Raw genomic sequence first — 12,164 nt, forward strand, 5'->3', positions numbered from 1 at the left:
AAAAACCAGCCATGAACACCAGCCGTTTTAAGCTGCCACATTCTGGTATCAATAATATATTTACAATTATAATTGCTGTGTTTTTCCATGTACACTAACCAAAAGGCTAGTAACAGGAGGTAAAAACAACTTTTTTGCAAAAAAATCCACAGAACGTACCGTCTATACTGTACGCCCTGTGGATCGTAATAAACATCTAAACTATTCTGTTACATGCCATATATGAAAGGATCATTCCACCGACTTAAGCGATTCCGCCATATTTATCTTATCAAGCTTGACTGACATGACTCTGTTGACAAGGAAATTGAACACAAATGTCAGAACGATACTGTACACATAGCTCATCGGCGCTATATATGTATCAAATGCGACCATATCCACCTTGATCTGTCCTATGACAAATGCATGCAAAAACACTCCAAGCACAAGTCCCACAGCGATCCCGAATGTCGTCAGGACTCTGTTCTCCCTGAACACATAATCTGAAGTCTCGTTTTTGAAAAATCCCAGAACCTTTATGGTTGCTATCTCCCTGATTCGCTCTGTGATATTGATATTTGTCAGGTTGTAGAGAACGATAAATGCAAGCGCACCCGCCGAGAGTATAACTACAATTACTATATAATTCAGACTCTCCATCATCTTAGATATCCTGTTCTTCATATCCTTGTTGATAGTCACTGATGCTGTTGCTGCATCACCCATAAGATCAGCAGATATCTCGTGCGAATCTGCGCCTTCCTCAAGATTGAAGTACACCGATTTGTACTGAGGTGCTTCCCCCATCTGATCCTCATATGTTTCAGGTGATATATACACATAGTTGTATACATGATTCCTGAATATGCCTGATACGGAGACTCTTATCTCTTTCATCTCGCTGTCTCTGACCATTATTATATCGCCCGTTTTGATGTCGTACTGTTCTGCCAGCGCAGTATTGATCACAGCTTCCCCTTTGCCCGGATATTCTATCTCCGCACCATCTTTATCCGCAAACTTCATATACCTGTCAACGTGCTCAGGTTCTTCCATGATGACCATGTTCACGGACTTTACGCCGCCATCATGAACCAGATCCCAGGTAGATTCACTGACGAGATCATAGCAGGAGGTATCCTCCTCCAGCCGGTCTTTCAGACTACTGAAGCGCTCATCTTCTCTATCACCCGCAATCGATGTATTCAGCGTTATCACTCCATCTCCGACCTGTATCTCCCCATATTGATTGTCCGCAAATCCGCTTATGGAATCATTTATTCCAAAGCCTGTGAGCAGCAGCGCAGTACAGCCGCTTATTCCTATTATCATCATAAAAAAACGCTTTTTATATCTGAATACATTTCTGACACTTACCTTTCTCAGAAATTTCAGTCTCTTCCATATAAATGGTATATGCTCAAGGAACACCCTCTTGCCCGGCTTCGGAGCCTTAGGCCTCATAAGACTTGCCGCAGTCTCAGAAAGCTCGTATCTACAGGAAAACCAAGTTGTACCTACAGTGCACAAAAGGGATGCTGCCAGCACGCCAATAACCAGCGTCCAGTCTGTGGTTCTCTCAAGCGGCATATGTATATACATCATATGATATGCATACCAGATAACCTCCGGAAATACATATGTACCTATAAGATATCCACCTGCACATCCTACTACAGCCGCAGTTCCCGAATAGATCATATATTTTCCCATGATCGCCGCCTTGCCATAGCCTAGAGCCTTCAGCATACCTATCATAGATCGCTGCTCCTCAACCATCCTGTTCATGGTAGTCATACACACGAGCACGGCAACCAATATGAAGAATACCGGAAATACCTTTGCAACTCCATTCACTATGTCTGAATCGCTCTCAAAGCAGACATATCCGATATTCGTCTCCCTGCCGAGTATGTAATAATTCACACCATCTGCATCATCCAGCGTTATGTCCTTCACCATATCCTCCGTCATACCCTTTGCCATGAGGATATCCTTATATCTGTCCAGTACACTGGTCTTACATATTGACTCCCATTCGTCCTTCCTGTCGTCTATATAGTCTTCATACTCATCGGCATACATATCAAACTTTCTGTCAAATTTCACATATACATCGGTGTAGCATTCGCTGTCAAATGCTTCAGGGCTGACATATACAAAGCCCGCAATCTTACCATTTCCAAGGGTTGTGGTGCCTCTTTCAAAATTAATATAAAGAGGGGAGTTGACAGTTCCGACAACGGTGAATTTCTTCACCTTAAGGATATCCTGTGTACTGCTGTCCTCACCTTCTGCTGCATCGTCATCTGCCACCTCTATGACATCACCTATCTTTATACTGTCCATCTTGGCATCTACAACACATTCATCTTCCTTTTCCGGCATGCGTCCGTCCACAAGACTCAGTTTATTGATGTTTTCCGGAACTGACATAGTCTTCAACACCCTGTCATTTTCACCCTGGTTCTTGTATAGGACGTCCAGACTATAACCGCCCTCAGCGTACAGCACATCCTTCTCCCCGGCAAATGAATCCACGTCATCATCCGTATATCCAAGAGTTGACAGAAGATGCAGATCATAGAAATTTCCCTTGTCAAGGAAATTCGATATGGTATTCATCATGTCCGGCTTCGTCATCTTGAGACCCGAGAAGAATCCCACGCCCAGGGCTATGATCGCCATGATGGCTGCAAATCTTCCAAATGTATTTTTTATCTCACGAAATGTCGTGCGTCTCATCATTGATTTCATAGGCCACCTACCATTCCAGATCTTCAACGTTCCTGATGTTATCATTCATAACCACTTTCTCCACAGTTCCGCTCTTAACCGTGATGACTCTGTCCGCCATGGCTGTGAGTGCCTGGTTGTGCGTTATGACTATAACTGTCGTTCCCGTATTTCTGCATGTATCCTGAAGGAGCTTCAACACAGCCTTGCCTGTGTTGTAATCCAGAGCTCCGGTCGGCTCATCACAGAGCAGAAGCTTTGGATTCTTTGCAAGCGCCCTTGCTATGGCAACTCTCTGCTGCTCACCACCTGAGAGCTGTGCCGGGAAGTTCGCCATACGATCCTCAAGTCCCACCTGCTTCAGAACCGTTGCAGCATCCAGCGGTTCCTTACAGATCTGTGCCGCCAGCTCCACGTTCTCAAGTGCTGTGAGGTTCTGTACCAGATTGTAGAACTGGAACACGAATCCCACATCATACCTTCTGTATGCCGTGAGCTGTCTCTTATTCAGAGTTGATATCTCTCTGCCATCCAGCTTCACGCTGCCGCTTGTCAGAGTGTCCATACCGCCAAGTATATTCAAGATAGTAGTCTTGCCCGCACCGGAGGCTCCGACTATGACGCAGAACTCTCCCTTTTCTATCTCAAAATTCACATCGCGGAGAGCATTGATCTCCACCTCACCTGTCTTGTATACTTTCTTTACATCTCGAAATTCTACGTAACTCATCCTGCACCATCCTTTCTATATAGATATATTACTGTTTTCGCTTTCCACACATACGCTTTTCCCCGAAAAAGCTATGCCTATCTTCAATATCTTTTTGATTCCATCCCTTGCCATCTGAACATCATATCTTCTGTCACTAATCTGATACAGAGCTTCATCGGCCAATTTGTCAAGCGCATCTTTTCCCAGATTCTTCTTCCACTTAAGTTCCATTATTATACCTGGATATCTTTCACCCCTTGGGAACATGCATATGTCATATCTTCCATCACCTGACTCCCGGTTGGATTTGATCTTATACTGATTATCCATCATAGCTATAAGCCCAAGAACTAATCCGTGATAGAATCCTTCCGCCCCAGCATCATAAAAGCTTATTGCCTCATCCATATACTCGCCTATTGCATGCTCCAATTTTACGAAATCATTGGCATACAGACTTTCAGCTATTTTATTAGCAGTTGTCCGGGTGATTGCACCGACCTGCAGCAAATGTGACAAAATTTCGCTTTTATAGACCGCCGCTATCTCTTTATTCGGAATAGAAACCTCACATAGATATGAGCCGTCTGCCTGGAGTTCTTTTTGAGGAGTTTTCAAGTATCCTGCCACCAGCAACAAACTGTAGATATTTGCCGGATCCTCTGCCAGTGATCTGTATACAACATTCTGATCAATTTTCGCAATGACCCTTTTCCCCTGTAATAATGAATATAAACTTTCAGAAATATCATCTGTGGCGTTTTTCAAAACATCGTCAAGTATTTCATTTTTTCCAGTATTTACCCAATACGCCTGAGGTTTACAGTCTCTGGAAATATAATTAATAACCGACCAAGGATTATATATTTCTTCGTTTCCAAACAAATATCCATCATACCATTCCGCGAGTTCTGCTTTCTTTTCAGGCACACCATAATACCCAAGCATAGTTTCTACTTCTTCACTGGTAAATCCAAAATACCTGTCATACTCATCATCCATAACAGAATTGACAGTAAGATTGTTAAGTCCACTAAATATGCTTTCCTGCGCAATCCTAAGAATACCTATCAGAAAGCCAAATGAAAGATTCTTATTATCCTTAAATGCTCCCGAAAAGAAATTTCTCATAAATCCTATAATCTCTTCATAGAAGTCCTTTGCGTACCCCTCCTGTATCGGTGTATCGTATTCATCAATAATGATTACAGGTGCTTTACCATAATAAGCATCCAGCATTTTGGACAATTTATCAAGCGCAGACGTAAGTTCTACCTCATTTGCCGTTCCATCGAGCATTTTCTCAAAGTATTTTTTTTCATAGGCCGATATCTTATCACTGTCTATAATCTCCTGATGCCTTCCATACTCCTCCTGGACAAGCCCTCTTATCTTTCCAATTGTAGCCTCCCATGTATCGAATTTCACATCTTTAAAAGTAAGAAATATAACAGGATATTTTCCCTGATGAGATTGGTATTCTTCACCGCACTTCCAGATTGCTTTATCCTTAAAATATCTGGAGGTGTCATCATCTGATATCTCAAAAAACACTCTTAACATATCCATGTTTAAAGTTTTTCCAAATCTCCTGGGTCTAGTAAATAATGATACCAGCGGTTTTCTGTCTAGAAACTCCTTTATCAGCATAGTTTTATCAACATAATAATACTCCGACTGTGCCCTTACATAATCTGAAATACCAATTGGTAATGATTTCTTTTCACAAGTATCTTTTTTCTTTATGTACCTTCTATTGGAAACTCTGCCATCCTCTGGTCTTACCGCATTATCTGGGATCTGCCATCTTCTTCCACTTTTTATCGCGCCACTTATCTTGCCTTTTTTACACAGATCATTTATGGTCCGTTCTGACAAATTCCACTCCCGCGCTATCTGCTTACAACTTTTCATTTTCACATCTCCAATCATATGACAACATCCTGGCAAACATCACCTCTATATTCTATATCTCCTTATTACGCATATTATACAATATTATCCGCAATATATCAAAGTGCAATTGATATATTGCGGATGTTTTTATAAATTGCGGATATGTAGCCGTACAAATCCGCAATTTATAAAAAAATCCCCCATACCTGCCTTTCGCAGATACGGGGGACTTTCATCTCATATCACTACTTATGCTTTTTTGACTTTGGTGTAGCTGGTTCTTCAGCTGCTGCAGCGTTATGATTTGCTGTCGCATATACCTTCTGAACTACTTTCTTTTTCTTCAATGGATGCTTTGGGTTTTTATCCATTTTGAACACTTCCTTTCTGTTTTCCTAAAATGTTATATAACAGAAATCTGCAGTGCATATGTCAAACGGTCATGTGCACCACCGGTTGTGCTATCCTTTTCTTATCTTTGACTATGTTATAGTTCTCTTTATTAGCAATGTCAAGTATTGAGTGCTAATTAATTTGTGAAGCCCTTATTTTATGGGCTTCACAGGGATTTTTCACTTGCTTTCGCACTCAATTTTCTTGGTTTGACCACATTTTTACGACAACGACTTATGGTTTATACCACAGCAGGTACAGTTTCTGGCAGGTTCATTTTAGACATCTCATTCTCCATGTGAGACTTCTCTGCAATATGATTGTAGACATTCATTGTGATCTGTGCATCTGAATGGCCCATCACATACTGCATAACTTTGGGATTGACATTATTCTCACCCAGTCTGGTACATCCCGTATGACGAAGGGTATGCGATGAAATAGGAGGCATCAGCTCCGGCTCTCGCTTCTCTTATTCTGCCAGTTTGCTTTCTTTCTTATTATAGGCATTGACAATATTTTTCAGAAAGCTGTTCACTCCCGCCGGCATGATCGGACGTCCATGCTTTGTATTGAAGATGAATCCACTGCGTCCACCAATCTCTACATTACTCTGTTCCACAAACTTCAGAAGTTTTTCCTGCTGTTCCAGTGTCAGCGCTTCTTTCTCTTTTGCCGGAGCCCCATAATCTCCAAGAGTTCCTGTTACCGGATTCTTACGGATAATCCCATCTTCCACTGCCAGTTCAAAACTTGGATTCAATAAACCATAAAGACCTTTGATCGCGCTGTGTGCCAGTCCTTCATCTAACAATGCGGAAAAGAACGTCCTTACGTGAGATGTCTTAAAATCCACAACACGAATGTTTCCCGAAGTATTTCGTATCCGATAGTCCCACATACGGATATAATTCTTTTTCGTTCTTTCCTTGATATTCTTTGTTGCCATGTATCGCTCAAACAACGTATTTACAGTCAGCTTCTTGACTTATGCGTCTGTAATAAGCAGATCATCCATATCCTTATTGATCTTCTTTTCCATTTCTCGCAGACTCGCCAGATCAGCTGCATAAACCGAATTACGCTTTCCGGTAATTTCATCCTTGTAGCGATACTCATAACGTCCATCCGGACGCTGGTATTCAACTGTTTTTAAATTTCTGCCTCTATTATCTTTTCTGGCTGGATGAATTTAATCCATCTGCCCTGCATCTGTTTCTTTCTCGGAAATTTCCCGGTGAAAAATGCAATGAAGCAGCAGACACTTCCGTTTACTACCATGACAATGATAACTGGCCGGCTCATGCACCTGTCTGTATGTGGTTTGATTATGGGGTTCTGAATGATTTTCTGAAAGAATGGGTAGTTCGGATGGATGAGCTGAAATCCGGTAAGATTACCAGAGATGAATATTTTGAATGGAAACTCAACTGGCCTTATACCTGTGATGGATGCGGAGAGTTTGAACCTAAGAAACAATGGCGCTCTGCAAAATCAGAACTCAGTGAAACTTAGCAAAACTTAAATTCACTGCTTTTTTTCTCTTTAGTAAAAGAAAAAGCACTGTGAAACCAATAATCCAACGGTTTTCAGTGCTTTTTTCATGTTTTTCCTATTAAATTTTCCTCAGACACCTATATGAGTGAAACTTAGCGAAACTTAAATTACGCCCAAGATGGAATATACTTATTTGTTTGTACTTGATTTTTTAATCTGATCATCTATGCAACCTATTTCCATGAAGTATAAATTAATTGCCTTTTATCAAATGCTTCCTCTCCACCTTCCATAATATCTACAATTTGCTTATGTGTAGATTTCAGGTCAATATTCCCTTGTGATATGTCAATCGTTGTATCTTGATATTCAACGACAAAAATTCTTTCAGCATCACCCAGCACAGGAATGTTAGCATTATGCGTAGCAAAAATAAATTGTATATCTTGTTTCTTTTTCGCAATTGCTGTAATTACTTCATCGTAAATAATTTTATTATCCAAATCATCTTCTGGCTGATCTATAAGAATAATATCATTATCAGACTGCATGAGTATAAACAATATAAGAGCTGACGCACGCTGCCCTATTGAATGGTGTCGTAATAATTTGTCATGATAATATATTTCAACATTATTGGAAACCTGATTCTTCAGAAGATCCGCATACTGATCTTGCAATTTTTTATCAAGCTTTGTATATTCTGAGGATGAAATAATTTCCTTGATTTTCATACCATCACATAATATCCAGTCTTCTATAAGCTCCACATAATCTCTAAACGTGTCACATAAGGATTGATATTTTATTTCAGAAATACCTGAGCCCCTAAAATCAGTCTTCATCTGTGATTTAAAATTATCTCTGTCACCTTTAAAATCAATAGTGATTTTTAATTCATTTTGTGATTCATTAATTTTCTGAATTTCAAGTTTATATGCATTGAATTGTTCTAACAATATATCATTTCTTTCACGCATTGCTTTCTTGAATGCACTTTCTATTTGTTTTTTGGATTTAGCCCGTTCATCTAGTTGCTTTAAATTCTCTTTACATTTTTCCAGTTCTTCTGTCATTTTGACAAATCCATCAATATCTAACGTATCATCTTTGATTTCTCTTTTTATTTCAGCAAATTCATCAGATAATCCATCTATTTTTTTCGATAACATTTCCACTACATCTGCAAATTCTAACGATGTACTTTCTATCTGCGTGACGGCCTCTCCAATTTTTAAAATTTCATTTCCAATTGCACTTAAAATATCACTTGCCTTCTTTATAATATCAGAATTATAAATACTTTCCACGCCCTGCAGGCTTAAAGTCACATCTTTATTATTATCATAACACTTTTTTAATTCTCGTACTGCCGAATCAATTCGTCCTTTTACAGAATCTAACTTTGCTTTATCTGTTGTGTATCCAGTTTGTTTTTTTAATTTTTCTGCAACGCCTTTTTCCTTGTAAATAGACATTTTATGCTCGACTTCAGATTTTTTAATTTTGCATTCCTCAATCTGCTCTGGAATTTTATTCGCATCTAATAATTGAGAAACCGATGTTGTCAACTCCTTCACACAAGATGTTATTTCTGCACTTTTCCCTATTTTTCCACCAACCAATTTCTCAAGAAGACCATTTTCATGATCAGCACTATTTGATAGATCTTTTTGCCCAAAATATTGAATTCCATCAAACAAGCTTGACGGTTGTATATTTAAGTCAAGTCCATTTTCATCTATAACATTACTCTGTTCTCCGTATATACGACTAACAATATAATGTTTGCCATGTTTATCAACAACAGATAATGTTGCTTTTCCTCCTGAGCCAAAAATATTTTTTATCAGTGATTCTTTATATTCTTTATCTGTTTGCAACGGTAAATCAAATATATAACGAATTGCTTCAAGCACAGACGACTTTCCACTTCCGCGAATTCCAATTAACGAATTAAGCTCTGATGAAAATCTAATAGTCTGTCCATCAAATTTTCCGCCTTGAAAACTTATAGATTCAATATACCCATGTCTTCTTTCCGGTAATGATTCAGCAACTCTACTTTTATAGTCCTGTAATGCAAATTTAATCGCCGCATATGAATATTCTCCGATTTTTAAATATGTTTGTTTATCGCCTTTTCCAATATCTTTCAATGATTTAGGATCCGATCCCTCTATAAGAGCTGGAATATATCCAAAACAACGATTAAATTTATTTATATTATCCCTTGTCCTCGATTTTTGTATTCCTAAAACTCGCTTTCTAAACGGAGCAAGCCCTGAGAGCGATTCTAAAAGACCGCCTCCACATTCGTTAAACAAACCACTGCCTTGATCAACATGGGCAAATATTACAAAATAATCTTTTCCATACTCCTCCAGTTTTTCCAATGTGCTTTTTAAATCGTAACAACATTTTGTATTTCTATTTTCAGGATTAGATATTGTTGCAAATGCGGCTGTTAAAAATGTTTGAATGTGATTATTACCATTTTCTAACCATTCATCAGGATTAAAAACTATAAGAGTATGTATACCATTAGCTCCCTCTTTAACAGTCAATTCCACACCAGGTAATATAAATATTTTTTCTTTGCTTGCTGCCCTTTTTAAGGCTTTATATTCATCTTTGTCAAATTTATTATGATTGGTAATAACTCCAACAGAAATATTAGCTTGTTTCAATGCCGAAATATATGATTTCACAAAATCATTTGGTTCACCACTATATGAAAATTCTTTATCTTTTTGTGTATGCAGATGAAAATCTGCCCTTAAAAATTCAAGTCCTGATTCAAACATTTTATCCCTCCTTATATTACTCTACCCCTAATGCCTTAAACACTGCATCTTCCGCACTCTGATACGGAATCAGCTGAAATGCACTCATCAGATCAGCTGGAACACTTGCGAAATCAACAAATGAGGTACTCGGAATCAGCACCTTCTTTGCACCGCTATCCAGGCACACTTGAAGCGTGTTTGCAAGTTCATCCACCTTTATCATTGTGCCACTAATTGTTATATCTCCCAACACTGCCAAGTTGCTGACAACAGGCTTTCCAAGGGCAATCGAACAAAGTGCAATCAATGTTGGAAGTGCCAATTTGTCTGTCATACCGATACCCTGCAAATCCTGATAATTGATGATGTAATCCTTGGTTGAGGTGCTGATAGAGCCACTGATCCGATTGCCGTTGGCTTTCAGATAATTAAATGCCGTGTTCACAGCTTCCTTGCATTTAGAATCGCTACCTAAGCCAGTCCGTTCAATTTTGCCATTGCCTGGAAGCATCTGGCTTTCCAAACGAAATACACCAATCATGCCACTTTTTCCTCTGGATACGGTATAAACCTGTCCCGGATTACACATTCCATCCGGTATCAGCTTACCTCCACCCTGTTCTGGTACGGAAACATAATGTTCTGACATATCTTCTAGATCTATATAAGAAAAGTTTACATCATAAAATTCCATACCGCCCAGCTTCTTCAATTGCTCCTTGACACGGCGACGCATTTCCAATGCAATCTGAATAATTTCTTCCAGTTCTTCTTTGGTAAACTCACCATTTGGATACATCAACTTCAGATAACCGTCTATCATACGACGAACCGCAATTGTATCACGCTGATTCAGATTTCTCCCCAAGCGGAAGTAGTGGTCAAGTGCATCTCCATATTGCTCCTTGCGAAGTTCTCGGATGAACTCTGCTAAATAGTCACTGATAAAACCATAATCATTAGTAAAATGTTCCGGTCTGAACTTCGGTATCTCCCATCCTGGAAGATAACAGTGCATACGATCAAGAAATGCTGTATCTGTTCCCATTTCCTGCGGGAAAGGTGCAAACAGACTGGATGTTTTCAACAGCACGTCCACACTCTGATTGATATTTCCCACAAATACCATGGACGCAGTAGCAGCTTTTTCTTCTTTGCCACGGGCAAAAGAGCCGGATGCCATGTAATCCTTCATAATCTGAATGCCATCTTTATCTTTAAACTTGATACCTGCCACTTCATCAAAGGCTACACAGTCCCATAAGCCGACCAGTCCGACCGTTTTGCGTCCCATATTGTAAAACAGGTTTGCAACCGTCGTCTGTCCACCGGAAATCAAAATACTGTTTGGTGAAATCTCTTTGTAAAGATGAGATTTACCAGTGCTTCTCGGTCCAAGCTCACAAAGATTAAAGTTATTCTCAACTAATGGAATCATACGGGTCAAGAGCAACCATTTCTCACGGTATGTAAATTCATCCGGCTCCATACCGATAGAACGGAGAAGAATATCCAGCCATTCATCTTTAGTAAATACTTTTCGTCCCTGCTTCAGCTCATCAATATCAATGTGCGGCATCTGGATCGGTGTCAACTTACGGATACTGATTGGTGAAATATCTTTCTGCTTTTTCTGTTTGGAACGAAGTAGATTTCCATCAATGTCCTCAATACCAAAATTATTGTCGCCTTCAACCTCATAATCCAGCTGAACAATACACCAGATACCGCCACAGAGCAGGCGATCAAATTTTTCCGGATATTCGTCGGCAATTGGTACATTACCAACGCCCAAATTAGAAAACTCTGCAAAAAAGCAATCCTTTTTCATATCCAGTCGAACAGTCACCATATCAATGATCGTGTGGCTACCTTTTTTACGCAACTGAGACAGAATCTTCTGTGATTCATCCGGGCGTACAAAGTTGTCAGCAAGAATACGCTTCACATTCTGTACGCCTTTCTCTATAACAGTCTCATCATCTGAACTGCAATACTGTCCCAACAAGAACTCAAGAACATACACTGGGACATTCGCCCCTTCTTTAATTTTCTTTGTCAGGTCTTTCCGAACAATCTTACCGTCAAAGTTCTGACGGAGCTTGTTCTTTATTTCTTCGCGGGTACTTTCACCCTCTGCAAATTGCTCCATCTTTCTC

The 12,164-nt window shown here is 39.6% G+C and carries 9 protein-coding genes and 1 pseudogene; 1 reads left to right on the top strand and 9 read right to left on the bottom strand.

From position 1 onward, the window contains the following. Nucleotides 1–231: 231 nt before the first annotated feature. The 7 genes from ABUA31_RS05205 to ABUA31_RS14380 all read right to left on the bottom strand — a co-directional run bounded on the left by ABUA31_RS05205 (nt 232) and on the right by ABUA31_RS14380 (nt 6,911). On the bottom strand, nt 232–2,784 hold the full coding sequence (locus tag ABUA31_RS05205; protein WP_349093063.1) for an ABC transporter permease: 2,553 nt from the start codon (nt 2,782–2,784) through the stop codon (nt 232–234). Next, the gene (locus ABUA31_RS05210) at nt 2,747–3,448 is read right to left on the bottom strand and encodes an ABC transporter ATP-binding protein (RefSeq protein WP_349093064.1); all 702 of its coding nucleotides are present in this window, start codon (nt 3,446–3,448) and stop codon (nt 2,747–2,749) included. Before ABUA31_RS05210 ends, ABUA31_RS05205 begins: the two co-directional genes overlap by 38 nt. Before the next feature lie 15 nt (nt 3,449–3,463). Continuing rightward, nucleotides 3,464–5,362, bottom strand: a complete 1,899-nt coding sequence (locus ABUA31_RS05215) for an AAA family ATPase (RefSeq protein ID WP_349093065.1) — start codon at nt 5,360–5,362, stop codon at nt 3,464–3,466. Nucleotides 5,363–5,571: 209 nt separating this feature from the next. Then, nucleotides 5,572–5,697, bottom strand: a complete 126-nt coding sequence (locus ABUA31_RS05220) for a hypothetical protein (protein ID WP_015534073.1) — start codon at nt 5,695–5,697, stop codon at nt 5,572–5,574. A 263-nt stretch (nt 5,698–5,960) separates the two neighbouring features. After that, nucleotides 5,961–6,170: a tyrosine-type recombinase/integrase gene (locus ABUA31_RS14370; protein WP_502879336.1), complete on the bottom strand. Its 210-nt coding sequence runs from the start codon at nt 6,168–6,170 to the stop codon at nt 5,961–5,963. Between the two features lie 21 nt (nt 6,171–6,191). After that, on the bottom strand, nt 6,192–6,668 hold the full coding sequence (locus ABUA31_RS14375; RefSeq protein WP_502879337.1) for a hypothetical protein: 477 nt from the start codon (nt 6,666–6,668) through the stop codon (nt 6,192–6,194). Nucleotides 6,669–6,707: 39 nt separating this feature from the next. Then, a complete protein-coding gene (locus tag ABUA31_RS14380) occupies nt 6,708–6,911 on the bottom strand; it encodes an integrase DNA-binding domain-containing protein (protein WP_502879338.1) in 204 nt (67 codons plus the stop codon). Here ABUA31_RS14380 and ABUA31_RS05230 point away from each other — a divergent pair. Beyond that, a pseudogene (locus ABUA31_RS05230) lies at nt 6,893–7,234 on the top strand (helix-turn-helix domain-containing protein); the annotation flags it as partial. The gene ABUA31_RS14380 and the pseudogene ABUA31_RS05230 overlap by 19 nt on opposite strands. Nucleotides 7,235–7,449: 215 nt before the next feature. Here ABUA31_RS05230 and ABUA31_RS05235 read toward each other — a convergent pair. Together ABUA31_RS05235 and brxL are read right to left on the bottom strand one after the other, a co-directional pair. Continuing rightward, nucleotides 7,450–10,023, bottom strand: coding sequence for a TrlF family AAA-like ATPase (locus ABUA31_RS05235; protein WP_349093067.1), 2,574 nt, complete (start codon nt 10,021–10,023; stop codon nt 7,450–7,452). Between the two features lie 16 nt (nt 10,024–10,039). Continuing rightward, nucleotides 10,040–12,157, bottom strand: a complete 2,118-nt coding sequence (gene brxL / locus ABUA31_RS05240; protein WP_349093068.1) for a protease Lon-related BREX system protein BrxL — start codon at nt 12,155–12,157, stop codon at nt 10,040–10,042. Between the last annotated feature and the right edge of the window lie 7 nt (nt 12,158–12,164).

This window comes from Coprococcus sp. RTP31081st1_H1_RTP31081_211007 (assembly GCF_040227275.1).
Lineage (GTDB): Bacteria > Bacillota > Clostridia > Lachnospirales > Lachnospiraceae > Coprococcus > Coprococcus aceti.

Bases quoted from the DNA above. Each gene is read 5' to 3' on its own strand.
- ABUA31_RS14370 (WP_502879336.1), bottom strand. From the start codon at position 6,170: ATGCCTCCTATTTCATCGCATACCCTTCGTCATACGGGATGTACCAGA.
- brxL (WP_349093068.1), bottom strand. From the start codon at position 12,157: ATGGAGCAATTTGCAGAGGGTGAAAGTACCCGCGAAGAAATAAAGAAC.
- ABUA31_RS05215 (WP_349093065.1), bottom strand. From the start codon at position 5,362: ATGATTGGAGATGTGAAAATGAAAAGTTGTAAGCAGATAGCGCGGGAG.
- ABUA31_RS05235 (WP_349093067.1), bottom strand. From the start codon at position 10,023: ATGTTTGAATCAGGACTTGAATTTTTAAGGGCAGATTTTCATCTGCAT.
- ABUA31_RS05220 (WP_015534073.1), bottom strand. From the start codon at position 5,697: ATGGATAAAAACCCAAAGCATCCATTGAAGAAAAAGAAAGTAGTTCAG.
- ABUA31_RS14375 (WP_502879337.1), bottom strand. From the start codon at position 6,668: ATGGCAACAAAGAATATCAAGGAAAGAACGAAAAAGAATTATATCCGT.
- ABUA31_RS05205 (WP_349093063.1), bottom strand. From the start codon at position 2,784: ATGATAACATCAGGAACGTTGAAGATCTGGAATGGTAGGTGGCCTATG.
- ABUA31_RS05210 (WP_349093064.1), bottom strand. From the start codon at position 3,448: ATGAGTTACGTAGAATTTCGAGATGTAAAGAAAGTATACAAGACAGGT.